Annotated in this window: 27 protein-coding genes; 12 read left to right on the top strand and 15 right to left on the bottom strand. The window is 43.4% G+C overall.

Going from position 1 to position 25171, the window contains the following annotated elements:
• The first annotated feature begins 118 nt into the window (after positions 1-118).
• The 3 genes from rsmI (at position 119) to MASE_RS14635 (ending at position 2424) form a co-directional block, all read left to right on the top strand.
• Positions 119-955 carry a 16S rRNA (cytidine(1402)-2'-O)-methyltransferase gene (rsmI, locus tag MASE_RS14645; RefSeq protein ID WP_014950518.1) on the top strand — a complete coding sequence of 279 codons (837 nt, stop codon included), beginning with the start codon at positions 119-121 and terminating at the stop codon, positions 953-955.
• 98 nt (positions 956-1053) lie between these two features.
• Entirely contained in the window at positions 1054-1317 is a 264-nt protein-coding gene (locus MASE_RS14640; protein WP_014950517.1) for a hypothetical protein, read from the top strand.
• A gap of 270 nt (positions 1318-1587) precedes the next feature.
• Complete coding sequence (locus MASE_RS14635) at positions 1588-2424, top strand: glycosyltransferase (RefSeq protein ID WP_014950516.1); 837 nt, start codon at positions 1588-1590, stop codon at positions 2422-2424.
• Between the two features lie 228 nt (positions 2425-2652).
• On the opposite strand, the gene nspC is transcribed toward MASE_RS14635, so the two are convergent.
• From nspC to MASE_RS14615, 4 genes are all read right to left on the bottom strand, one after another.
• Positions 2653-3783, bottom strand: coding sequence for a carboxynorspermidine decarboxylase (gene nspC, locus MASE_RS14630; protein ID WP_041693832.1), 1131 nt, complete (start codon positions 3781-3783; stop codon positions 2653-2655).
• A gap of 176 nt (positions 3784-3959) precedes the next feature.
• Positions 3960-5162 (bottom strand): saccharopine dehydrogenase family protein, encoded by a 1203-nt coding sequence (locus MASE_RS14625; protein WP_014950514.1) that lies wholly within the window; start codon positions 5160-5162, stop codon positions 3960-3962.
• A gap of 300 nt (positions 5163-5462) precedes the next feature.
• On the bottom strand, positions 5463-5873 hold the full coding sequence (locus MASE_RS14620) for a hypothetical protein (RefSeq protein WP_014950513.1): 411 nt from the start codon (positions 5871-5873) through the stop codon (positions 5463-5465).
• Positions 5874-6166: 293 nt separating this feature from the next.
• Positions 6167-7201: an AraC family transcriptional regulator gene (locus MASE_RS14615; protein WP_207198691.1), complete on the bottom strand. Its 1035-nt coding sequence runs from the start codon at positions 7199-7201 to the stop codon at positions 6167-6169.
• Between the two features lie 99 nt (positions 7202-7300).
• On the opposite strand from MASE_RS14615, the gene MASE_RS14610 reads away from it, so the two are divergent.
• The 3 genes from MASE_RS14610 (at position 7301) to add (ending at position 9850) form a co-directional block, all read left to right on the top strand.
• Positions 7301-7729: an SRPBCC family protein gene (locus MASE_RS14610; RefSeq protein ID WP_014950511.1), complete on the top strand. Its 429-nt coding sequence runs from the start codon at positions 7301-7303 to the stop codon at positions 7727-7729.
• Positions 7716-8528, top strand: a complete 813-nt coding sequence (locus MASE_RS14605) for a sterol desaturase family protein (protein ID WP_014950510.1) — start codon at positions 7716-7718, stop codon at positions 8526-8528. Before MASE_RS14610 ends, MASE_RS14605 begins: the two co-directional genes overlap by 14 nt.
• Before the next feature lie 308 nt (positions 8529-8836).
• On the top strand, positions 8837-9850 hold the full coding sequence (gene add, locus MASE_RS14600) for an adenosine deaminase (protein WP_014950509.1): 1014 nt from the start codon (positions 8837-8839) through the stop codon (positions 9848-9850).
• 68 nt (positions 9851-9918) lie between these two features.
• On the opposite strand, the gene MASE_RS14595 is transcribed toward add, so the two are convergent.
• Positions 9919-10164, bottom strand: a complete 246-nt coding sequence (locus tag MASE_RS14595) for a DUF4282 domain-containing protein (RefSeq protein WP_014950508.1) — start codon at positions 10162-10164, stop codon at positions 9919-9921.
• A gap of 172 nt (positions 10165-10336) precedes the next feature.
• Positions 10337-11266 (bottom strand): 1-aminocyclopropane-1-carboxylate deaminase/D-cysteine desulfhydrase, encoded by a 930-nt coding sequence (locus MASE_RS14590; RefSeq protein WP_014950507.1) that lies wholly within the window; start codon positions 11264-11266, stop codon positions 10337-10339.
• Between the two features lie 107 nt (positions 11267-11373).
• Between MASE_RS14590 and MASE_RS14585 the strand changes: the two genes are divergently transcribed.
• The 3 genes from MASE_RS14585 to MASE_RS14575 all read left to right on the top strand — a co-directional run bounded on the left by MASE_RS14585 (position 11374) and on the right by MASE_RS14575 (position 13503).
• A complete protein-coding gene (locus MASE_RS14585; protein WP_014950506.1) occupies positions 11374-12030 on the top strand; it encodes a chalcone isomerase family protein in 657 nt (218 codons plus the stop codon).
• 60 nt (positions 12031-12090) lie between these two features.
• Entirely contained in the window at positions 12091-12651 is a 561-nt protein-coding gene (locus MASE_RS14580; protein WP_014950505.1) for a DUF3833 domain-containing protein, read from the top strand.
• 213 nt (positions 12652-12864) lie between these two features.
• Positions 12865-13503, top strand: a complete 639-nt coding sequence (locus tag MASE_RS14575; protein ID WP_014950504.1) for an RpiB/LacA/LacB family sugar-phosphate isomerase — start codon at positions 12865-12867, stop codon at positions 13501-13503.
• A 109-nt stretch (positions 13504-13612) separates the two neighbouring features.
• Here MASE_RS14575 and MASE_RS14570 read toward each other — a convergent pair whose 3' ends face one another.
• The 3 genes from MASE_RS14570 to aceK form a co-directional block, all read right to left on the bottom strand.
• Entirely contained in the window at positions 13613-15013 is a 1401-nt protein-coding gene (locus MASE_RS14570) for a HAMP domain-containing sensor histidine kinase (RefSeq protein ID WP_014950503.1), read from the bottom strand.
• Positions 15010-15690 carry a response regulator transcription factor gene (locus MASE_RS14565; protein WP_014950502.1) on the bottom strand — a complete coding sequence of 227 codons (681 nt, stop codon included), beginning with the start codon at positions 15688-15690 and terminating at the stop codon, positions 15010-15012. The genes MASE_RS14570 and MASE_RS14565 overlap by 4 nt, the downstream gene beginning before the upstream one ends.
• Positions 15691-15989: 299 nt before the next feature.
• A complete protein-coding gene (gene aceK, locus MASE_RS14560; protein WP_014950501.1) occupies positions 15990-17720 on the bottom strand; it encodes a bifunctional isocitrate dehydrogenase kinase/phosphatase in 1731 nt (576 codons plus the stop codon).
• A 179-nt stretch (positions 17721-17899) separates the two neighbouring features.
• Here aceK and MASE_RS14555 point away from each other — a divergent pair, with 179 nt between their 5' ends.
• The gene (locus MASE_RS14555; protein ID WP_014950500.1) at positions 17900-18298 is read left to right on the top strand and encodes a response regulator; all 399 of its coding nucleotides are present in this window, start codon (positions 17900-17902) and stop codon (positions 18296-18298) included.
• A gap of 104 nt (positions 18299-18402) precedes the next feature.
• Here the strand turns inward: MASE_RS14555 and arsB are convergent, their stop codons facing one another.
• The 6 genes from arsB to MASE_RS14525 form a co-directional block, all read right to left on the bottom strand.
• Positions 18403-19431 carry an ACR3 family arsenite efflux transporter gene (arsB, locus tag MASE_RS14550; protein ID WP_014950499.1) on the bottom strand — a complete coding sequence of 343 codons (1029 nt, stop codon included), beginning with the start codon at positions 19429-19431 and terminating at the stop codon, positions 18403-18405.
• Positions 19432-19453: 22 nt separating this feature from the next.
• A complete protein-coding gene (gene arsH, locus MASE_RS14545) occupies positions 19454-20221 on the bottom strand; it encodes an arsenical resistance protein ArsH (protein ID WP_014950498.1) in 768 nt (255 codons plus the stop codon).
• Positions 20221-20688, bottom strand: coding sequence for an arsenate reductase ArsC (locus MASE_RS14540; protein WP_014950497.1), 468 nt, complete (start codon positions 20686-20688; stop codon positions 20221-20223). Before MASE_RS14540 ends, arsH begins: the two co-directional genes overlap by 1 nt.
• 171 nt (positions 20689-20859) lie before the next feature.
• On the bottom strand, positions 20860-21204 hold the full coding sequence (locus MASE_RS14535) for a metalloregulator ArsR/SmtB family transcription factor (protein ID WP_041693540.1): 345 nt from the start codon (positions 21202-21204) through the stop codon (positions 20860-20862).
• Positions 21205-21346: 142 nt separating this feature from the next.
• Positions 21347-21859, bottom strand: coding sequence for a protein-tyrosine phosphatase family protein (locus tag MASE_RS14530; RefSeq protein WP_014950495.1), 513 nt, complete (start codon positions 21857-21859; stop codon positions 21347-21349).
• A gap of 347 nt (positions 21860-22206) precedes the next feature.
• Complete coding sequence (locus MASE_RS14525) at positions 22207-22974, bottom strand: hypothetical protein (protein ID WP_014950494.1); 768 nt, start codon at positions 22972-22974, stop codon at positions 22207-22209.
• A 173-nt stretch (positions 22975-23147) separates the two neighbouring features.
• Between MASE_RS14525 and MASE_RS14520 the strand changes: the two genes are divergently transcribed.
• Positions 23148-24446: a sensor histidine kinase gene (locus tag MASE_RS14520; protein WP_014950493.1), complete on the top strand. Its 1299-nt coding sequence runs from the start codon at positions 23148-23150 to the stop codon at positions 24444-24446.
• A complete protein-coding gene (locus MASE_RS14515) occupies positions 24443-25087 on the top strand; it encodes a response regulator (protein ID WP_014950492.1) in 645 nt (214 codons plus the stop codon). Before MASE_RS14520 ends, MASE_RS14515 begins: the two co-directional genes overlap by 4 nt.
• Positions 25088-25171 lie beyond the last annotated feature (84 nt).

Genomic DNA, 25171 nt, shown 5'->3' with positions numbered 1-25171 from the left:
ATAGGCCAAGTTTATCTTAACCAGTGTGAAAATCTACGCTTGCCAGCATAATCTGGACTAATGGCGTGATACACTTATCGCATATTCTTCAAAATTAACGTAAGACTTAATCACTGTTATGACAGACACCGCCACCTTATATATTGTTCCAACACCTATCGGTAATTTAGACGACATAAGTGCCAGAGCAATACGCGTATTAAGTGAAGTAAGCTGGATCGCTGCCGAGGACACCCGTCACAGCGCTCGACTCTTACAGCACTTTAGCATTGGAACGAAAACTCTTTCTCTGCACGAGCATAACGAAGATAAGCGCACAGCAATGCTTTGTGAGCGTTTAAAGGGCGGCGAGTCGGTAGCATTAATAAGTGATGCTGGAACGCCGTTAATCAGCGACCCGGGCTTTGTTTTGGTACGCAAGTGCCGTGAGCAAGGTATTCCGGTTAGCGCTCTGCCGGGCCCATGTGCTGCAATAACAGCATTAAGCGCGTCGGGACTGCCGACAGACAAGTTTATTTTTGAAGGATTCCTACCGGTTAAAGTGCAGGCACGTGAAAGCGTGTTGTCAGCGCTAATAGATCGAACGTTCACCACAGTTTACTATGAAGCCCCACGACGAATTTTAGACACCGTTACTGATATACAGCGCGTTTTAGGCGAACGCCAGATTGTTGTAGCGAAAGAGCTATCCAAAACCTTCGAAACCTACGTGAGTGGCAGCGCGCAAGATGTAATTGATTATCTCAATGCGGATGTTGCGCACCAGAAAGGCGAATTCGTCGTCATGATTGGTCCCGCGAAGGTAAGTGACCAGGCGATACCCAGTGAGGCAATGTCGTTGCTAAGTGTTTTGTGTGAGCACATGCCGCTTAAAAAGGCCGCGGCGGTGGTCGCCACTCACTATGACTTGAAAAAGAATGCGCTTTATCAAGCTGGGCTAGACGCAAAAGCGTAAACACGTTGTTGATCTTAAGGGCCTTGGAATAAATACAAAAGAGTGTAATCCACGTCAACTGCTCAGTTCAAAAAGGACTGAGGTTTATGGAGGCTCATATGACAAAAACACTCAAAATCACCATGTCAGAAGGAAAATGGTTAGTTGATATATTTTCTCAAGCTAACGACTCAGGTGTTTACGACTTAATCCACCCTAATACCTTTGCGGAAGTTTCTCTTAATGAAGGCGAAATGTACGGCTTTCGTTATAGCCTGCATGGAAAAGCAGGAACGTCATTTAAAATTGAGTTAGATGACGAAGTGTTGGCTGAAGGTGAGATAGACAAATCTGAGGCGGCGTCGGGAAGTGGAGTTGTATAGCCACTAACCCCATCGCGCCGCCATAAAAATCAATGCGCGATGAATTCCTACGTTGTTTACTTGAATGCTAAGGCCTCGCTCTGACCTGAAATCAATTCAGTTTTTCCTTTTTCAGGAAATAATGTGAGCGAATCAACGTTTTGTGGGTCTTAGTTAACAAAGAAAAAGAAAAAATTTCGTAAAAGAATAGTTTTTATTGGTATTATTTCAATATTCCTTTTGCATTCTTTTTCTTTGTAAATTCATTTTCTTATATTCAACGGCATTATCATGTTTCAGCATTTCATATTAACGCGCTTTAATCTTCGAAAAAAAGGTTGGGATGAGACCAAATCTCAATCCAAAGTTTTAACTGATAGCTGGATGGAAAACAGATTGAAGCTGTTTGAGCAGTACTGTTATTCGTCTATAAAATCTCAAACGGTAAAAAACTTTGAATGGCTAGTATTTTTCGATACGAATACACCAGAAATTTATCGCGAAAAAATAAACGAGCTAGCTTCAAAATTCTCCAATTTTATCCCTATTTACGCAGACGGAATGGAAAACTTTTACCCGTCTATAAAAAAAGAAATAGCGTCCAGATTAACAGCCCCCTTTCTTATTACGACGAGGCTTGATAACGATGATAGCCTTCACCAAGACTTCGTTAAAGAAGTACAGAATCAATTTTCAGAGCAATCTTTTATGGCAATTGACTTTGTTGACGGATATACGCTGCAGGTAGCGCCTCGTGTAAGGCTAGGCCTGCACTCACATGTGCATAATCCGTTTATGAGTTTAATTGAAAAAAGTGAAGATTTTAAAACCATCTGGTGTCAAGAAAGGCACGGATATTGGAGTGGTGTAAAAGAACTGACGCCTGTCAGAGGAAAGCGAATGTGGATGTCGATTATTCATTTTGAAAACAAGGTGAATGAATATAAAGGCTATGGAAATGTTCCAAAAGAAAGGGTTGAAGATTTTAATTTACACCCTGCAGCCCTTGAAGACGTTATTGCAAACGTTGAAGATCCCAAAGTCAGTAGAAAAAGCGCGCTAAAGCATAAAATTAAGACAAATTGGAAGGTGAATTTTAAGCTGATGAAGAGGGCGTTATTTTCTTAAGTAGTTATCTAAAACTACTTAGTGTTCGCATCAGTCTTCTCTGGTGACTATTAACTCATATTTGGGTTTAATATTAACCTGAGAAAAATGAGGGGTTCATTGATTAAGGTGAATCAGATAGTAGGGAATTTACTGTGTGAGCCGTGTAAATTAGCAAGCTGTTTGTTTAATCAAACAGCTTGCCCGTAAAAAGGCTTATGAACAATTAGCCAATTACAAAAAAGCTAATTAAGACAAACGACCTTTAAAGTCTTCGTAGCTAAATTCGCGAACTAGTTCGAAATCGCCGTTAGAACGCAGGATGCCGATAGCAGGATGCTCTACACCGTTGAAGAAGGTGGTTTTTACCATGGTGTAATGCATCATATCCTCAAACTGTAATCGATCGCCGGCCTTAAGCGGCGCATCGAATGAGTAGGTATCAATGACATCGCCAGCAAGGCACGAATTGCCACCTAGCTTCACATTATATGCTTTTTCATCAGGCATACCCGCGCTCAAAATTGTAGGTCGATAAGGCATTTCCAGTACATCTGGCATATGTGCAGTAGCTGAAATGTCTAGAATAGCGATATCTCCGTCATTTTCTACCATATCAACCACTTCGCAAATTAATGGCCCTGTCTGCCATGCTACCGCAGACCCTGGCTCAAGAATTACGTCTAGGTGTGGGTAACGGGCTTTAAAGTCTTTTAATGTGTTGATGAGGTGCTCAACATCATACCCTTCACGGGTCATCAGGTGTCCGCCACCTAGGTTTAACCACTTTAATTGACCAAGCCATTTGCCAAAACGCTTTTCAATGGCTTCAAGCGTGCGTGCAGTAGCAAAAGAATCACACTCACAAAGGTTGTGGCAGTGAAATCCTTCAATACCCGATAAGTCTGCGCCTTCTAGCTCACTAGCACGTATGCCTAAGCGCGAACCTGGTGCAGCTGGGTCGTACAGTGGCGTATCTGCTTCTTGATGCTCAGGGTTTATGCGAAGGCCTAACGACACGCCTGCTAGCACGTCTTTATGCGCGTTCCACTGGGTCAAACTATTAAAAGACAGGTGATTAACAAGACCCGCCAATTCCTTTGCGTCATTAACCTTGTACGCAGGAGAATATGCGTGAACTTCTTTACCCATCTCTGCAGCAAGTTTCGCTTCCCAAACCGAACTGGCCGTTGCTCCGTGTAAGTACTGTTTGATGATGTCGAAGCAAGACCACATAGAAAAGCCTTTAAGCGCCAAGATAATACGCGCGCCAGATTCGTCTTGAACCCGTTTCATCAGCTCAAGGTTTTTAATTAATTTTGCTTCTTCAAGCACGTAGCAAGGAGAGGGAATATCAGTACGTTGAGTTAAATCGGTCAATGGGATAAAGCTCCAAAAAATAAAACGGCTTTCAACATTTATCAAACGCCTAATGTATTACATTACAGGTCGTAGCTCAAAACTACTCTGTATCCTACATTCCAGTAATCTGATCTAGATTTAAATAGTGGCGTTAATAAAAAAGGGCGCTTGAATTAAGCGCCCTGATGTTTCAATTATTTAGTGAAAGGGCTACCTTCACATTCGAGTACGTGCCATGGCAGACCATGCTCGTTAAGCATATCCATGAATGGGTCTGGATCGAATTGTTCCATGTTCCATACACCTGCTTCTTTCCATGTGCCGTTAAGCATAAGCGCTGCGCCAATCATCGCAGGAACACCTGTGGTGTAAGATACTGCTTGCGCGCCTACCTCTTCGTTACATTTCGCGTGGTCACAGTTGTTATAGATAAAGATAGTTTTTTCTTTGCCGTCTTTAATGCCTGTGATGTAAGTGCCAATGCACGTCATACCGCTATAACCTTCAGCAAGTGAGCCTGGGTTAGGAAGTACTGCTTTCAAGAACTCTAGTGGTACAATCTTCTGGCCTTGGAATTCAACTGGCTCAATGCTAGTCATACCAATACCTTCAAGTACACGCAGGTGGTTAAGGTAAGCATCGCCAAAGGTCATCCAGAAGCGTGCACGCTTAAGGGTAGGGAAGTGCTTAACAATAGACTCTAGCTCTTCGTGGAACATCAGGTAAGATGCGCGAACACCAATGTTTTGATAGTCCAGATCTTCACGTACGCTTAACGGATCGGTTTCTTTCCACTCGCCGTTTTCCCAATAGCGACCGCGTTGGGTAATCTCACGAATGTTGATTTCAGGGTTGAAGTTAGTCGCGAAAGCCTGGCCGTGATCGCCGCCATTACAGTCTACGATATCAAGATAGTGGATTTCGTCGAAGTAATGCTTAGCTGCATATGCTGTGTAAACGTTAGTTACACCTGGATCAAAGCCACTGCCAAGAAGGGCCATAATGCCCGCGTCTTTAAACTTGTCTTGGTAAGCCCACTGCCACGAGTATTCAAACTTCGCTTCGTCTTTAGGCTCGTAATTGGCGGTGTCTAGGTAATCAGTATTAGTTGCAAGACATGCATCCATGATTGGAAGGTCTTGATATGGCAACGCAAGGTTGATTACTAGGTCTGGCTTTACTTCGTTGATAAGTGCTTCCACTTCTTTTGCGTTGTCAGCATCAACAGCGAAAACACCCTTAACGCGATCTGCACCTACTTCTTGCTGTAGCGCTTCACACTTAGATACCGTGCGGCTTGCTAAGTAAATTTCGTCGAAATGTTGCGGTAAACGTGCACATTTTTTCACAGTTACCGACGCAACACCGCCAGCACCAATAATTAAAACGCGAGACATAATAACTAATCCCTAATTTTGCTAATGAATTTTGGGCTGAATGCTAGCAGACCAATGGGATTTGGCAAGCAAAGACAGCCCATGACAGTACAAAAAATTTTAATCGTAACAACGAATGTAAAAGGTATTGCACACCTACTAGCGGCCTACCTTTCCAAGGCCTCATTATTGACCGTTTATGGTCTACGCCGAGATACGTCGTTCAATAGAAGTTTGAGCTGATACGAAAGCAGACACGTTTTTAAAATTACTAACGTGTCTGCAATTCTGCTCGGTTTAAAATATAAAGTCGCTCGAATTTCACCGGGTAACCGTATCAATTGGTGGCGATATGACTACCTTATCATCAACTTTGTAATAAGGGTAAAGAATCAAACGCTCTTCATGATTTGGTGTAGCAGTGGCTATGGCAATGGCGTCGAGGGTTTTACTGTCTTGGGTATTAACCGCCGCAGCATAAACCAATACGCTGTAGCTGTTTGTGTCGGTGGTGGTATCGATAATTCGCCACTGAAGCTGCTCGATAAGCTGTGACTCTCGCTTTTGACCTTGTGTTTCGTCGTTGAAAATACAACCTACTCGGCCGTTTTCATAGATGGCAGCAAAGGGGTAAAACACATCGCATACGGGTAATATAAGCTCACATAAGCTTAGTGACTTCGACACGAGTACGTTTAATGGCGTTGGCAATGTAACTGGACGGTCGATCATAGCGCATCTCCTGTGAGTTAGCGTTGCTGGACACTTGCTAATACCTACGCTTACTACGTCACATTAGTTTAATATTCACCATTGCGATAGCTAAACATTACCATTTCATACTAAAAGATTAAGAGACTAACCTAGGGCCTGTTGACCTTTGTTGTACATTTGGCAGCGGTCTGTGTGCCATCTAGACAAGGCGAATGTACACCAAAGGTCAACAGGCCCTAGGGCGATTGCTTTTTATCGGTTGTTTTTCAACGCGACTTAATAGTTCGGCGATAAGGAAGTGGACATTAGCTTTAAGGCGCTAAAAGTTGTTTTTGGTATTTCAGTGGTGTTGTTGAGTACCACTTTTTAAAGGCGTGGGTAAATGATGATTGTTCCTGAAACCCCAATAAATCTGCGGTATCAGCGATGGAGTGATGTTTCAGCAAATCATCTAAGCGGGCTTTGCGTTCGCTATTGAGAATTTGTTGAAAACTAGTGCCACTTTGCTTCAATTTTCGCTGTAAGGTGCGCGGACTGATAAAAAGTGCATTGGCTATGCGTTGCTGATCGCAGCCTTTTAAGGTTGGATTGGCTTTTAAAAGCGCAACGACTCTATGACTTATGTCTTCATGCTGATTGGCGGTGAACTGGCTATTGGCAAATTGAACACGGTCGCCGCCTCTGCTCGCCATTAGTTCTTCTTCGGATACTTTTACGAGCGCACTAAACATCGCTTTGTTCTCGCTGGTAAATGGAATATGTAAAAGGTGCTGAGGAAAAATAATGGCGTTGGTGTTGGCGTTATCAACCACCTCACAATTGAACCACATCGCTAGCATGGCTTTTTCCGAATCGCTCAAAGGAAACGTAAAGGTAACGGCATTCAGTTTACAGGCAGAACCTAATATCTTGTAGACGGTTGCTACCCAGGCTGTGGTGTTGCGCAATACCATCTGCTTGCAATCGGCGCTTTTGGGTACCCACTCAACGCGGGTATTGTCAGGTTCGAAAAACACGCTAGTGGTGCCGATGTCAGCGACTAAAGCGTCAAAGCGAGTAAGCGCATTTATGGCTTGAGCCAAGTTTTCGCAACTTTCAACAAGGTAACCCAGTACTCCGTAATCTTTCGCCTGAATATGTTTACCCAACTCAAAACCAAATAGCGAATTGTTGGTTAGTGCTACCCCTTGGTTTAACAGCTCAACGTATACATTCATATCAACACGTGAAGAGCCAGACAGTGAGTCATGCTTTTGGGTAGTTAACGAAACATTGTCGGCATTAACGCCTAAGCTAACTAAATAGCTCACCGTACTTTGGATATAGGCTGAGGAAACTGATGGCATATGCTTGTCGCAAAATAACAAAAACACTGTCGCATTAACGCAAGATAAAATAAAAATGTCAATTTATGCTAGGAGCCATCAGAAAAGGAAATAACGTAGATGGTTAACGTTTACTACCAAAAAAATATTGCTGCAACGCCCAAAGAACTGCGCGATACGCTGCTTGATCACCAGAATTTAAGCGATTTTTTCAACGCGTCGTTTAAGGTATTGAAAGCAGAAAATGATAATGAGATTAGCGGTGGAAAGGGCTGCGTAAGAGAAGTCTCTATTCTTAGTGTACGTTTTAAAGAAGAGATTATTCACGCAGATACCAACGGCATTGAATATAGAGTGGTTGATGACTTTCCAGTCAAAGCTCACAGGGGCGTTATTGCGTTCACGCAGCAGGAAAATTTAACAAACGTTTCTTATCGCATTACCTGTCGGGCGCCCTGGTATATACCAAACTGGTTACTGACGCGCTTGTTGCAAAACGATATTGAGCAATGTCTAGATAAGTTAGGAGCACGCTTTGATCCCCGTTGAACTTATTTTGCTAGGGTTAAGCCCCGTATTTCTACTGTGTGTTTTTGTTGAATTTAAGAAAGCGCGACAGTTTTACAATGTAAAAGACAGTGTGAACAATGCCTTACTTGCACTATTGCATCAGGGCTCTGATGCATTGGTCTTGCTTCTACTAATGCCTTTTTTTATTTGGTTACACCAGTTTTCACTATTTAAAATAGAGCTTAGTGCACTATCACTTTTTGCAGGTTTTATCCTTCAAGACTTTTTGTACTACTGGTTTCATCGTGCTTCACACAACATACACTGGTTTTGGCTAGCGCATGTGGTACATCACAGCTCGACAAAAATGAATTTCACAACGGCTTTCAGGCAAAGCGTTTTGTACCCTTTTGTTGGCATGTGGCTGTTCTGGGTACCAATGATTTTTATTGGTTTTTCACCAAGTCTGGTTTTTGCCATTGTCGCTATCAATCTGGCTTATCAGTTTTTTGTACACACTCAGACAATTGGAAACCTAGGCTGGGTAGAGCGTATCTTCAACACGCCTACGCATCACCGTATTCATCACGCAACGAATAAACCATACATCGATAAGAATTACGGTGGCGTACTTATTATATGGGATAAATTATTCGGCACTTTCGCTAAAGAAGACAAAACGATAACGATAAAGTACGGCATTGTAGGAAAAATGCCTGAGGACAATCCTCTTAGCGCTAACTTCAGTCAAATAGGTGTGCTTCGTGAACAGCTTCAGCACGCAAAAGGGATAAAAGCAAAGTTAAAGAGGTTGTTTGGCTATCCTGTCGCAGATTGATAGTAATGGTGCTCGCGCGCCTGAACTATGTTTTTACAACTCATTCAATTTGCACACATTCATTGGCAGAAACGCACCAAAGTAAAGCATATTGTTGACCGAGATGAAGCAAAGTGGGAATGCCATTTAAATAGACTTTCCACACTCAAGGATCCGCAACCTCTAGAGTTGCATTACAACCAACAGCGTCTGACTGAATTCGCTTTCCTTAGGCGCACTTTTTGCAGATTAACACCTTATCAGTTGGTAACAACATACTAGCCAAGCTTTTACAGTAGCTAAAAGCGCCAAGGAAATAGGGAAGTTAAATGAAAGAGTTTATTGAAAATATGCCAAAAGCCGAACTTCACGTTCATATTGAAGGCACATTAGAGCCTGAGCTAAGTTTTGCCTTAGCGCAGAAAAATAACGTTTCACTGAAAGCCAAAACACCTGAAGAAATGATAAAGGCGTATGATTTTTATGATTTACCTTCTTTCCTCGATATTTACTACGCGGGTATGAGCGTGCTCATAGAAGAGGATGACTTCTACCAGCTTACTATGGCATACCTTAAGAGAGCCGCAGCACAGAACATCGTTTATGTTGAGCTTTTCTTTGACCCCCAAGCTCATACAATTCGAGGTGTGAGTTTCGATAGCGTTATTAACGGAATACATGCAGCGCAAAAAGATGCGCGCACTGAATTGGGTGTAGAAAGTCAGCTTATCCTGTGCTTCTTGCGAGATATGTCGGCTGAATCAGCAATGGAACATCTGAAGCTAGCTAAGCCCCACCTCAACAAGTTAGTCGGCGTCGGGCTCGATTCCGACGAGAAAAATAACCCGCCATCAAAGTTTGCAGAAGTATTCTCAAAAGCGCGTTCATGGGGACTTAAACTTACAATGCACTGTGATGTTAACCAAGACAATACGCAAGAGCACATACGTCAAGTAATTGAGGATATTAAGGTCGACAGGATTGATCATGGTGTAAATATTCTCGAATCTGATGCTTTATGCGAGCTTGCAAAATCAAAAAATTTGGGATTAACGGTCTGTCCTGTTTCAAACAAATTTGTTGTTCAATCACTCACTTCTTGTGAATTGAAACAAATGTTGGAAAAAGGGTTGCTGCCGAGTATCAATTCAGACGATCCGTCTTATTTCAGAGCCTACTTGAATGAGAATTTAATTGCCCTACAAGAAGAAGGGCAATTCAGCAAAGAGGATTTAATCACGCTTGTTGAAAATAGCTTTAAAACCAGTTGGCTTTCTGAAAAGCGTAAAATGGATTATTTAGATACGTTGAAACGTTACACGGACACTGTTGCAGTAGCGTAATTTTGCTTTAACTATTTCGTTTTAATTAAAGGTGCTGCGCAGAGCGGCACCTTTAACAAGGAGTAACGTTATTCTTTACTAGCAATTTTCTGAAGGTTGCTGTGAATTTTGAAAAGTACGATAAGCAGTTCGCACCAGATTCTTGCGCCAATACAGCCAGACACGATAATAAATAGGCCGTATACAAAACTCGCGTCGTACCCTACAAACATCGTTGTTACGCCACTTACCACAGATCCTAAAAGCAATAGCCAGTACACGAAAGTGATAATCTTAGGGGTTAACATTGAGTCGAAGAAGAAAATATCTTTCATAATCATTCCTTGATGAAGTTTGCAGGTAGCAAGCGCTAATGTTTATGCCGCATCCTGCGACAAACTTCTTGTTGTTATCGTTGTTTAGTGTTTAAAAGAATTGTGAGCAAGCTCACAAGGATAGTTGTAACACCGAAAGGTAGTGAGCGCAACACTCTGTTATAAAAGGGTTTTATCTTGCGCCTTGCAAGCCGCCTGTGTGCAGTACAACAATGCGTGACCCGTCTTCAAACATACCTTTGGCCAGCATATCTTTAACTGCCCAGAAGGCTTTGCCGGAATAAACAGGCTCGATATCAAAATCGAAAGTATTATTAAAATTGTTGCAGAAGGTTTGAAGCTCATTTGGCGCTTTGGCGTAACCACCGAAGTGGTAGTTGTGTTCAATATGCCAATTTGATCGCCCAAGCGAGGCTGGAAGAAATTGTTCGACTAATCCTTCTAAGTAGTCTTCACCCTTCAGCACGCCAACACCGACAGCGTTGCAACCAGTGTGATGGAGAGTGTCTTTCGCATTATTTTCATTACGTTTATTTAATGCACTGACTATTCCCGCCAAAGTGGCTCCACTAGCGACAGGAGCGACAATAAAATCAAAGTCTATGTCGATTTCATCAACCATGTCCTTTATCCCTTGAAGCGCTTGTGCTTGGCTTCCGCCCTCAGGAATGATCATCGCGTCAGGTTGGTGCTGCTTAAGATGAAGTAGATATGCGCTATCGTTTCGCTTTTTGTAAGTGACTCGGTCTACATAGTCGATACGGGTGCCCCAACTTTTCAAATCCTCAATCATGGGTGTAGGTGCAGCGCTGTAGTCACCGCGAATAACGGCGTTAAAAGGAATGCCCAATTTATAACAAACAAAGCCTAGTGCATGCAGGTGGTTAGAAAAACCGCCGCCGAAACTCACTATCGTTTTTGGCAACGGGCTGGTGAGCGCATGACTTAGCTTTCGCCATTTATTACCTGACATTACAGGGTGAATAGCATCATCACGCTTAACAAATAGCGATACCTTGCTGGCACCTTCCCAATTTGGCTTAAATGGGATTAGCGGTGAGGGCAGGGTTAATGACGATTTAAATGCATCAAGGGGAAGCACAACGAGAGCCTAGTATCAGTTGATCAAATGTGTGAAGGCAAGAGTATAACCAGATAGAAATTCAATAAAAGACCTGTAAAGTTTATTACGCTAATAAGAGCATAGTTATGGTTATCAAAATGTATGGCCTATGGCGCCAGTTGAGAGCTAAATCCTTATCAATGCCCCCAGAAAGTGCCAGTGGTGTGTGGGGATATTCGATGTATAGCGCTAGCATGGCTGCGAAGATGTTTTCCATCATTCTTTTTGTTTCGTTATCAACAAGCGGGCTAACCATGTCAAAGAATGCGGTTGCGCAAGAGCCAGATGCTAAGCACATCAGCAATTATGTTCCCAATGCAAAGCTCGTTGGAAAAGGAATGTTCTCTTACTACTTCTGGGACGTGTATACCGGAGAGCTTTATGCGCCTGAAGGTGAATACGCCAACCAGCCCCCCTTTGCACTAAAGTTAACGTACCAGCGAGACTTGGAAGGCAAGAAAATTGCCCAGCGTTCTATTGATGAAATGAAAAAGCAAGGAGACCTATCGGCTGATGATTCAGACAAGTGGCTTTCCCTGATGAATAGTATCTTTCCTGACGTCAGCGAGGGCGACGTCATTACCGGTATCGCTACGAAAGATGGCACGAGTGTGTTTTACGTGAACGGTGAAAAGGCTGATGAAATTGGAGACAAAGTATTTACACAGCGTTTTTTTGATATCTGGCTAAGCGATAAAACGTCTGAGCCAAAATTTAGAAAGAAGTTATTGGGAAACGGATAAGGGCAACGCTTTATTAGCATTACGCCAAGTCTATCTCGTCAATTGATTAAGGTTGCGAAAGTGATAAAGAATACGGTGAAGTTTGTTTTAGGAATCGGAATTGCCGCTTTAACGGTGGCAGGGCTATCCGGATGCTCTGTTTCAGTCGATGGTGAAGACTACAGATCTGTATCGCCTGTTTTCGATATTGAGCAATTTTTTGATGGGAACGTTAAAGCCTGGGGCATTGTTCAGAACCGCTCGGGCGAGGTGGTGCAAAGGTTCGTAGTAGACATCGATGGTTCAGTAGATGGCGATACGTTAACCCTTGATGAATCCTTTAATTACGGTGTGGGCGACGGTCCAACGTCCCGTACTTGGACCATCGTAAAGCAGAGTGATAATAGCTATGTGGGTCGCGCGAGTGACATTGATGGTCCAGCCAAAGGCACAAGCTTTGGCAACGCATTTAACTTTCATTACGAGATGGATTTGCCGGTGGATGACACTACCTATTCAGTGACGTTTGACGATTGGTTTTGGGCATTTGACGACAGTACTATGATGAACCGTTCGTATATTCGTAAGTTTGGCATTGTGATGGCAGAAGTCACCATATTTATGCAAAAACAAACAGACTAATACGCCATTAACCTCGTTTTTTGAAAAATGCTGGCCAGTAGATTTACTGGTCAGTGAGTTGTTACTCGTCGGCCCTCCATCTTCATATATTTCCGTTTTCGTTTCACATTTGAAACTAATCGACATTTACTTTGGCATTACCCGTGAGGTGGCATTTCGTTCCATGCTAATGTAAGCGTTTAATTCGTTATTTTTCTTTGCTTAGGAGCGTTCATGAAAGTTGCATTGATGATGGAAAACAGTCAGGCGGCTAAGAATCCGGTAATATTAAATGAGCTCACAAGCGTGGCGGACTCACTGGGACACGCTGTATTCAATGTGGGTATGAACAGCGAAACTGATCACCATCTTACCTATGTGCACTTAGGCATAATGGGAGCTATTCTACTCAACTCAAAAGCTGTCGATTTTGTGATTTCAGGCTGTGGTACGGGTCAAGGGGCTATGATGTCGTTGAATGCTCATCCAGGCGTATTTTGCGGTTATTGTATCGATCCTTCAGATGCATTTTTGTTTAACCAAGTTAACAATGGAAATGCGTTAGCGTTACCTTTTGCAAAAGGCTTTGGATGGGGCGCTGAACTTAATGCGCGTTATATCTTTGAGAAAGTGTTAACAGGCGAGCGTGGCGCTGGCTATCCCGTTGAGCGTAAAGAACCTCAAGTAAGAAACGCAGGTATTCTTGCAGATTTGAAGCGTGCGTTGGCGCCTGAGAGCTATGTTGATTCACTAAAGAAAATGGACGTTGAGCTGGTTAAAACAGCTGTGTCTGGCGAGCGTTTCCAACAATGTCTGTTTGAGCATGGTCAAGATGAAGATATTAAAGCGTATGTGAAGTCGCTGTTAGCGTAAGCGGCCGCCACATACTACAACGTTAAAAATATCGTTTTAAAAAACGCTGATGCTCTGAAAAAGACCTCAGCGTTTTTTTGTTCACAAACTAAAAGCGAGAATCTAGAACTTAACGCTTAAACGTAAACACCACGCCCAACCCGTGCCCCTTTACAAGCGGGTCGTGAACAAACCAAATGTGGCCGTCATGTAACTTCACAATGGCAGACACGAGCGATAAGCCCAACCCATTTCCCTTACTGGTTCTACTGCCGTCTGCCCGATAAAAGCGGCGTTCTAGATTAACAATTTCATGTTCACCCACGCCAATTCCCGCATCGTTCACAGCAATCACGATATGACTTGCCGTGGTAGAGAGCTGTACGGTGACCACACTGTTTTCGTTAGAGTACTTTATGGCGTTGTCTAACACGTTAGCTACAGCTTGAAATAGCAGGTTAGGATCGGCAAGCATAGTAACTGCATCGAGCTCGCTCGATAGGGTAATGTCGCGTTCTTCTGCAAGGGGGTGATATAGGTCAACTACGTCTTCTACAATAGCGCGTACATCAGTGGTACAAAAGCCTTCTTTTTTATTGGTGGTTTCAAGCCCACTTATGCGTAACAAGCTGTTAAACATATTAAGCAGGTTATCGGCTTCTTGGGTTGTATCTTCCCTTAGTTGGTCGTCTTCTATTTTTTCTAACGTGTTGCGAAGTCTAGATAGGGGCGTTCGTAAGTCGTGAGCAATGCTATCGGTCACTGACTTAATATTGTTGACTGAGCTTTCGATAGTATCGAGCATTTGATTAAACACAAATGACAAACTGCTCAGATCGTCCCAATTACTGTCAATTTCTAAACGCTCTTGCAGGTTTCCCGTTTTGATAATCTTATCTGCCGTTTGCGACATGCGGTTAATTCGATTAACCACGTAAACGGCTATAGCGAAGCTCAGCACACTCAAGGTACAAAGCAACACCACAATGATCCAGCTGAACGTTTTACCAAACCACTGTGCGCTGTATAAATCGTCAATGCCGCGACCAACGTAAAGCACGTGATCGCCAAGGGTTACTTCTCTCATAAGTGCTTGGCGCAGCGTTTTTCTCGTTGTGCTATTGGGGCGGGAAATAACTATTTCTGCGGTAGCAAAACTGGCGCTTTTGTGGCGCTCAAGAACAAGGGGAATTGACGACAAATTGCCAGCCACTACTTGTTCATCTTTACTCAGTGCAACAAATGAACGTAGGTGGTCGGACGCTGAGGTGATTGTTGAGCCATTTGGCGAATGTTGGCCATTGTCTTTGGCTATCGCTAACTTAACCGCGTCAATACCGAGGTTTTCATAGAGAGTAATAAGCGCGTTTGTTTTGGCATTAACTGCAGCATTCGATTCCGAAATAAACAAGTCGCTGCTCGTTAATCGCCAAAAATAAACAATTAAAACAATGGCAATACAAGCTAGAGTGGTGAGCAATACGCCTACGCGAAAACTTGAACTACGCGTAAAGTCGCGTATTGCTATCATGCAAGCCCATCCGCTATTCGATATCCTGTGCCTCGCACAGTCTCTATAAGCGGGACATTAAACGCCTTATCCACTTTTTGACGCAAGCGGCTAATGTGAACATCTATCACATTCGTTTGCGGGTCGAAATGATAGTTCCAAACCTGCTCAAGCAGCATGCTTCGCGTCACGACTTTACCCTTGTGACGGAGCAGGCATTCAAGCAATTGAAATTCTTTAGACTGCAGGTCGATCTCTTGATCGCCACGCAATACTTTGCGGTTAACTAGGTCTAGAGTGAGGTCGCCTACTTTTATCAGCGTCTTGTCTTCACCTTCTTTGTTACGACCTGCAAGGCCTTCAACGCGAGCAAGTAACTCTTCAAAGGCAAAAGGCTTAGTTAAATAATCATTAGCGCCTGTGCGAAGGCCTTTGACCTTGTCTTCAACCTGACTTTTTGCACTCAGTAATAAAACGGGCGTTGTATTGCCTTCTTCGCGAAGTTTTTCTAAAACAGAAAAACCGTCGAGTTCGGGCAGCATCACATCCAGAATTACGGCGTCTAATTCGTTACTCGACGCCTGTTGGTAGCCTGATGTTCCATCACCTACAGTAATACATTCATGCCCTTCACCCAATAGTCCATTTGCAATGTGCGAGGCAACCTTTGGATCATCTTCTACAAGTAGCACTTTCATTATTACGCTTCTTTTGTTTATCAACATTCACACACTTGTTTGGCGTTGCTGTCGCCATTATGTGGCGATTAATCGTCAGCAAGCAAAATCAAGCAGTCGCAAAGCAGTATCGCTTTCACATGCTTTTACGAGTGTTAAGTAACGAAACGATCACTTTTAAGCTTTTTCGCATGTAGCGACAATTTGTTCAGGTGTCTAGTGCCCTAGAGGGCGCATGCACAGTGCTTTGGCTTGCTCTACACTATTGAACTACACTGGGGCCCCGGTCAACGTGCATCTTGATCAAACACTTAACTTAGTTAGCCTCTGTCAAAACGCATGCTGGCGTTGTAAGGCGTGAAGTGTTGAACATCGCCTCGTGCACATTTTTCCTGAACTTCGTGCCAATATTCAGGGGTCATCAAATCACCGTGCAACGATTTAAGTATATCTTTGAACTTGCGTTTACCTACAATGAAGTGCTCAAACTGCTCGGGGAACACGTCGTTAGGCGCTACCGAGAGCGTATCAATAGCATAAGGATCGTCAGATTTCGGCAGGGATCTAAAATTGCGCTCATTCATTAAACAAATTTCATCATAGTCGTAGAAAATAACACGGCCATGACGGGTAATACCGAAGTTTTTATGTAGCATGTCGCCAGGAAATATGTTGGCCATGGCAATTTGCTTAATGCACAGTCCAAGCTCATCTAGTGCACGGGTAATTTTCTCTTCATCTGTTTCTTCTTGTAGATACAGATTAAGCGGCGTCATTTTCCGTTCAATGTACATGTGTTTAATGATGAGTTCAGATTCAGTGAATTCTAGACTCGATGCACACGTCTCTTTGAGTTCATCAATTAACTCAGGCTCAATTCTGTCTAGCGGAAACCTAAAATTCACATATTCATGAGTGTCGGCCATTCGGCCCACACGATCTGACATTTTCACGAGTTTGTAGCATTCCTTAACGTGCTCACGCGTGATTTTTTTGCTCTCTGCAAACTCGTCTTTAATAATCTTAAACACCACGCCATAAGACGGAAGATGGAAAACCATCATGACCAGGCCTCGAATGCCAGGGGCCGCCTCAAATTTGTCGTCTGACTCGTCCATGTGCTGCAAGAAGTTGCGATAAAACACTGTTTTACCGTGCTTGTAGTGTCCCATTGCCATGTACAGCTCGAAGTGCTTTTTATTGGGGAGAAGCTCTTGAAGAAAGGCGGCAACTTCCGCAGGGTTTTGAGTGTCAGCCATAAAGTAGCTGCGAGCAAAACCGAAAATAACGCTTAAGTCTTTGCGATCAGTTAACAGCGCATCCACAAACATATGGGGTTCGTTATAGCGTCTCATGGCGATAACAAACGGCAGCGTTTCGTCGGGCATGCAAATTCGCCCAATCAGGTAAGCGGCTTTTCCTCTAAAAAACGTAGGCTTAAGGATTTCCACAGCTTGAACGCTGGCTAGCTGCTCCTTGTTCAACCGAGCGCGAAGCGCGCTTTCAAGGTTCTGTAGGTCTCGCTCGAAGTTTTCAAATGGAATGTTGTATCGATATATCTTAAAAATTGACTCGTACATTTCACGCACCGTGGTGGTGGTGTCGAAGCTGTTAATCACTTTGTCTCTGTCTTGCCCGGGTAAGAAACAGCGGCTGGGCAAGACAAACATCATATCGTTATCGATTTTTCTATGTTTAAACAAGCGACCAATTACAGAATTGTAAAAGGTTTCGGCTAGCTCAAACTGCGGGTGGCCTTCTAGCTGTAAAGCAAATACTTTCTTAAGCTCTTGCCAGAAAGCGTCGTCTTTTTGATGTACTTGAGTTAGCTGATAAATTTCGGCGACAGCGTCTGACAGGCTTTGCTCGTAAATGGTTATTCGCTCTTTAGAGGCAAGCTGAGTTTCTTTCCAATTTCCCTTTTCGAACCTTTCTTGAGCGCCACGAGTGATGCGGGTGAACCATCGATAACTCTTATCGAAATGAGACAAAATTTGATAGGCAACTTTTCTTACCAAACTCTTATCTTGGCTAGTAGCTAACTCTTGCATGGTCGTGTGTTCCTTATTTTGTTACTCGCTATATCTACCACAAAATAGATAGCTTGAAGAGTGAAGTTTGGCGCAGATAGCGATTAAGTTACCAATTATCAGACACTTTTTTGTTTTATTATACTTTCGTTTAATGTATTCTGTTGACGGATTAATAACCAATTATAAGTTTGTATTTGATGGGTTTTAATATTCTTATTTGTGATGACTCGGCGCTGGCGCGAAAAATGGCGAGAAGCAATTTGCCAGATGGCTTTGCTGAAACTATTTACGAAGTGTCAAATGGTATGGACGCGTTGGAAGTATTGGCTCATCACACAATAGACTTGGTTTTACTGGACCTGACCATGCCTGTTCTTGGTGGCATCAGTGTGTTGAGTGAAATAAAACGCCGTCAGCTAGAAACGTTTGTTATCGTCGTGTCTGGCGATATTCAGCCAATGATGCAAGAAAAAGTGATGTCTTTAGGTGCACTGGGTTTTATAGAAAAGCCGATAAAGCGAGACGTGCTAACGTCAGTTTTGCAGCGCTTTGGTTTTATTCTTCCCGATACTTACAAACCAGCGATTGCGGTTTAAGATTTTAACGACTTATAAAGAGCGTTGTAAAAAGCGTCGATAAAGGTTGATGAGAAAAATTGATGAAAAAGGGCGAACTGTGGTTCGCCCTTTTTCATATGCGCTTAGTCAAACCAGTGGCGCGTTTTGTTCGCAAACCACACTAGCGAAAGCATTACGGGCACTTCAACTAATACACCCACCACAGTGGCAAGTGCTGCGCCGCTGTGTAAACCAAATAGCGAAATAGCGACAGCTACCGCCAATTCAAAAAAGTTAGACGTCCCAATCATACATGCCGGTGCTGCAACATTATGCGGCAGTTTCATACGTTTTGCCGCAAAGTAAGCAATGGCAAAAATACCGTAAGTTTGTATTAGTAGCGGTATTGCGATAAGCACGATGTCTTGCGGTTGCGATAAAATAGTTTCGGCCTGAAGACCAAACAAAATAACAATAGTGAGTAGCAGGCCGATAACTGAAAAGGGTTTGAGCTTGCTAACCAATGCGTCAACAGCGCCATTTCCTTGCGTGTTATTGCCTTTATTTTCCAAGCGACGGCGCGTGATATAACCCGCGACCAATGGCAATACAACATACAGTGCAACAGAAAGCAGCAGGGTATCCCATGGTACGGTTATATCTGTTACGCCCAGCAGCATGGCGGTAAGAGGTGCAAAGGCAACGACCATAATCAAGTCGTTAATTGATACCTGGACTAATGTGTAGTTAGCATCCCCTTTGGTAAGGTGACTCCACACAAATACCATCGCTGTGCATGGAGCGACGCCCAGTAGGATCATGCCTGCAATGTACTCAGTGGCAGTTTGCGGATCTACCCAGTCGGCAAAAATGCCCTTAAAAAATAGCCAACCCAATAGTGCCATAGTGAAGGGCTTTATCAGCCAGTTAATCACCAAGGTCAGTACAAGGCCTTTCGGCTTTTTACCAACGTCTTTAATTGAGCCAAAGTCTATTTGTACCATCATTGGGTAAATCATTAGCCAAATAAGTACTGCCACTATCAGGTTTACGTGCGCATATTCAAGCGTCGCAATAGACGCAAATACACCCGGCATGGCATAGCCTAGGCCCACCCCTGCAACAATGCAAAGGCCAACCCACACTGACAAATAACGTTCAAAGAAACCCATTCTGATTCACCTTTGTCTTACTTTACAACGATTTTTGATTAACACGCTTACTCACTTCCTCTGCGCTTTCAACGCGCTCGGAATAGCGGTCAACTAAAAAGTCCTTGTTGTCGCGGGTAAGCAAAGTAAATTTCACCAATTCTTCAACTACATCCACTATGCGGTTGTAGTAAGGGGACGGCTTCATGCGACCATCGTCTTCAAATTCTAAAAACGCTTTTGCTACAGAAGACTGGTTTGGGATGGTTAACATGCGCATCCAGCGTCCTAAAATACGCATTTGATTTACCGCATTAAATGATTGTGAGCCACCAGATACCTGCATGATCGCCAGCGTTTTTCCTTGGGTTGGTCGAACGCCGCCAAGGCTAAGCGGTACCCAATCGATCATGCTTTTCATAATGCCAGTCATGCTGCCGTGACGCTCTGGTGAACACCAAATTTGCCCTTCAGACCACATCATAAGCTCACGCAGTTCTTTCACTTTTGGATGTGAGTCATCTTCAGTATCTGGCTGCGGCAATCCACGAGGGTCAAAGATTTTGGCTTCAGCGCCAAAGTATTCGAGCAACCGCGCCGACTCTTCAATTACTAGGCGGCTGTACGAGCGTTCTCTGAGCGAGCCGTAAAGTAGCAAAATACGCGGCTTGTGATCTGAGAACCTTGATGCAAAGTTAGCCATAATTGGCTTGTGCATTTGCGCCATTACCGCGTTATCAGATGGGCTTTGTGCCGTTGAGCTTTCTTGGTTGCTTGATATATCTTGGCTCATTGATTTACTGTTACCCATTACTGGGCTCCTAATTTTGAGAGTGTCTCTTTAAGCGCTGCTTTATCTAAGTTTTTCTCAGCAAGTTCTGCTAATGCCGCTACACGCTTTTCAATAATATCGATGGTGTTGTTGAATGCCTCTGCTTTCTCTTGTTCGCTACCTTCTAACTTAGACGGGTCTTCTAAGCCCCAGTGCACCTTAAGAGATTTACCGAAATAAACAGGGCATGACTCGCCCGCCGCTGAATCACAAACCGTGACAACAAGATCAGCATCGTAATCTTCAAATTCATCCCACGACTGGCTTTGAAGGCCGTCTGTACTGAACCCGCGCTCTGCAAGGTACTTAAGAGAAAGAGGGTGTACTTCACCGACAGGCTGGCTGCCCGCACTGCGCGCTTCTACATTGCCGTTCGAGGCGTTAGTGATGGCCTCGCAAAGAATGCTGCGGCAACGGTTGTGCGTACAAATATATAAAATCTTCATATAAAACCTTGTTTAATGGTCGAGGCTACTGTGGGTAGCTGTAATAAATAGAATAAGACTTCGAAAAAACAGATACTTGGCGACGTATTAAGCTGCAATTAACACCAAGACCTGTTGACCTTTGCTGTGCATTTTTGCAGCGGTCTTTGTGCCATCCAGAAAGTTTGGAATCTAGCAATTCTCGCAGGACAAATTCGCTAACGCCTCGCTAATATATTCATTGTTATGAATAGCGGTGTTTTTAATGACCTCCAGTGCCCAAGCGGGTAGGTCAGGATGGAGCTGGTAATACACCCATTTACCCTTACGAGTATCGAGAACTAAACCGCACTTTCGTAAGTCAGCGAGATGGCGTGAAATTTTGGGCTGGCTTAATTGAAGCGCATCAGTAAGGTCGCACACGCATAGCTCACCTTTTACACTGAGCATAAGTAGCGTCTTTAAGCGGGTGTCTTCCGACAAGCATTTGAAAAATGTTAAAGGCTGTAGCTGCGAAGAATCAGAACAAGTCGACATAAATCACATCACATATGAAATTTCGTATGTGATGTATCGTATATGAAATTCCGTATGTGTCAATGATAAATCTGAAATTTCATATGTGTTTGGTAAGGACGAGAGGGTCTTAGACCGCCATTATTCTCGGTAAGACAGAAATTTAGTGGTTTTCAGGAGCGGCAGCCTCGAACGACATCGCTACTTCTTTACCGTTTACCTCATTGTAGTGGGCAATTACCTCGTTCATGAAGGCGAACCATGTTGGATTCGGATGCCAAATAGCCATAAGGTCTTTTTGGGCGGCTTGTTCATTTTCACCAAGTACGTTAATTCTGTATAGATACGTAAAAGCAGCGCCTCGCCAATTCAGTTTACAGTGCGTAAGTACCTTGTCTTCTTTGATATCGACGGTTTGCATAAACGCAGCGTAATTTAAAAAGTTGGCTAATGTGGGGCCTTCCCAATCCACGGGCACATTAAAGTAATCGAGTCCTAATTTTGAGGTAGTTAAGATTTCACTGGTTCTATCCCCTGGGATCAAATCTACAACGTGCGTCACCCCTTTTTCTTTCAGTAAAGAAAGGTGAGAGGCATCGGGTAAGCCCGAAGAGAACATATATGGCGCGTTTTCTTGGTAGTTGTTGAGCGTTGTAAGTGTCGGTTTGGTATTCATTTGCGCTTGGTCACTGGTTTGCGGTGTTGAATTGTCTTCATGATATGCGTTCGCATGTGCACTTAAACCTAGCCCTAAACCAATACAGGCCGCACTGACAGCGAGACTACGCTAATACGTTTGAAATGACAGTGTATCTTTCAATATTTTAAGTGCTGCTGATTGGTGCTTTTTCATAATTTAGCGCTCGATGTTCACACTGGTTAGTGGTGGCGTTATTGCCATTTCTTACGTTACACATTTGATGGCTTGTTGTCCAAGTGGCAATGCCACCGTTATGTAAACAGGCCCTAACCGTGGCATTGATAACAACTGCTGAATTGAATTTTTATATATCACTTTTAAGTTTAACTTTTCATTACCTTAGGTTTTAAAGAAGACGTATTACGACCAGATGATTTTGGTTTGTATTTACAGCTAAGCCAGATTGAAAAAGGAACGCCTATAAGGGCAGGTAGAACCCAACTGACAAGTTGTAGTGACGGCGAGCCTTCGAATAATGCGCGTCCTCCAAAGGCAAAAAATGCGGTATATGCACCAATACCAGAGCCAATGATATGCCCAATGTGCTCAGTTACCCACGAACCTGCAACGATGTCTTTTTGATGAACATAGCGCACAATACCAATGGCATTTAACAGTGCAATAGGGGCAAAGATACAAGTTAGCGTGATGCCGTAAGTAATACCCTGATACAACGCAATGGAAGCGACGACAAAAAGCAGTACGGGTAGCCATAAATATTCAATTGTGCGCAGCTGCTCAAGATTTTGCTTCACTTTAAGCACCGCTACAGAATGCCTCACGTTGTTCCACACCAACAGGCTTAACATCAGCAAAAAGATATATTGACCTCTAAGGTATGCAGTGAAATAAGCAACAGACTCAAAGTGCTCGGGCATTGTTGGGTAGATGACTAGCGGAATAAACAACACCATAGTAGAGCTGATAACGCCACTAATAGACGTAAATAGCATTGCTTTTATATAGTAACCACCAAATTGCTTGTGGGCTTTTCCGCCCTTTTTCGTAAGACTAGGCACCCAAAACAGTAAAAGTGACAGAGCACCCGTTAAAATATGAAGCGTTACTATAAAGCCATGAATTGTTTGCATCTTGCTTTCCTTTGGCAATGAACAAAATTGTAGGCTTATAGTGATAACTTCACGAGATTGACAACAGTGCCAGAAGTCATGAAATAAAAAGTGACTTCTGGCCTATGCATTGAACTGTGTTTTTTGTCAAAGTAACGCTATAAGAACGAAAAGATATAGGTAGTCAGAAACGAATGAAAATCTCAATCCCTGCTCATTGGCGGGTGAGCATCGATGTTGAGCGCGCATCTGCATGCATTACGTGGATGTTTGTAAGCGGCTCTGCACTTTACTTCTTGTATCATCAATACTCGTTCATGCATTGGCGAACCCTCTCCGCCATTGCTATTTTTTGTATGCTAGCTGCGACTTTTGTGATTGTCAGTAGGCATGACCACAGTATGCCTTCGTTAAGGCTGCCAACGTTATGGGCGATGTTTCTATTAGCGGTACTTTGCCAGTTTTTGCTTCCCTATGCCTACCTTGCCATCTTCATTGTTATTTGGTCCGCCATTCTTCCTTACTATGTTAATTGGAAAAAGTGCGTCGTACTTTCAATACCATTGGCTTTGCCCACCATCCTCATCCAAGGGTGGGTGTGGCAAGAGCAGCAAGCTGTCTTAACTGGCGCGCTGTTTTGGACATTCAATTTATTTGCCATGATCATGTCGAACACGGCCATTAAAGAATCGAAAGCGCGTGAAGAAGCTGACGCGCTTAATAGACAATTATTAAGTACTCAGCAACTAATGAAGCAGGCGCTTACTCAAGATGAACGCCTGCGTATAGCGCGAAACATTCATGATGTTTTAGGGCATCATTTGACGGCGCTTACTATCAACCTTCAAGTCGCGTCGAGAAAGGCGGATTTATTAGAGAGCACTGAATCGCAAGCCATAAAGCAACACGTTGAGCAGTCCCACAGTATCGCTAAGCTTTTGCTCTCTGATGTTAGAGAAGCGATTTCTGACATTCGGGAAAATGCGGCTATTGATTTTTCATTAGCAGTAAACGCACTAATTAAAGATTTGCCTAGGCCGATGGTAAATCTGCACATTGACGACAATTTAATGTTAACCAACGTGCGAATTGCCGATTGCCTGTTGCGAAGTATGCAGGAGGCGCTAACTAACGTGATACGCCATACACAGGCGCATTATTTTTCCCTATCACTGACGCAACACAACGGCGTTTATAACCTACTAATGCACGACAGTATAGTGCCGCATGCTGCATATGAGAAACTCAGTGATGAGCAGCCAAGTAGCATACAGTTCTTCGACAAAGCACCATGTAGCCATTCAGAAGGCGCTTTTGCAGAAGGGGTTCGAAAGGAAGAGCGATCAAGCGAATCTGACACTTCAAGTCATGTGGTGGCTGGCAATGGTCTAAAAGGAATGCAGGAACGGGTTCATGAGCTAAATGGAACTATCAGCTGGCAGCGAACCGAGCAGGGTTTTCGCATCGCAATTCACATTCCGGAGGGCGAATGAAAACACGCCTTATTCTAGTAGAAGATCAAATGCTGGTAAGGGAAGGCATCAAATCACTTTTGGGGCTTGATGATAGCGTTGAGGTTGTTGGCGAATACGAAAATGGTCAGCAGCTCATTGACAGTGAAAACGGTACACATTGCGATGTGATATTGATGGATATTCGCATGCCCAAATTATCGGGTATCGATACTTTACTTGCGCTGAGAGATAGGGGAATTAAAACCCCGGTTCTAATGCTTACTACGTTTGACGATCACGAGCTGGTAAACGGTGCTATGCGCGCCGGTGCAAAAGGGTACCTGCTTAAAGATGTGTCGCTAGAAACTCTGGTAGACACTATTACGCAAATAAAAAATGGCAAAACGCTGATTCAGCCCGCGGTAACCGAAAAAGTGTTGCAAGGCTTGAAAGGACTGAACGTAGAATTTGAGTCGTTTGAAAATCCAGAGCCACTTACTGAGAAAGAAGTCGAAATTCTCCGTTTGATCGCTGCGGGTTACAGTAATAAAGAAATTGCAGATGCGATGTTCAAATCAACAGGCACCATTAAGAACCAAGTTTCTTCAATCATGGCTAAGCTTGGTGTACGAGATAGAACGAGGGCAGTGCTCAAGGCGTTAGAGCAGGGGGTTATTTAGTTATACTTTTATACAACATGCTAAAGAATAAGATACACAGGTTGGACCACTTGGTAAAATACAATCATAGGATCACATGTGATT

Origin of the sequence: Alteromonas macleodii ATCC 27126 (genome assembly GCF_000172635.2) — a bacterium.
In the GTDB taxonomy this organism is placed as follows: domain Bacteria; phylum Pseudomonadota; class Gammaproteobacteria; order Enterobacterales; family Alteromonadaceae; genus Alteromonas; species Alteromonas macleodii.
This window is presented reverse-complemented; position numbering and strand designations above follow the sequence as displayed.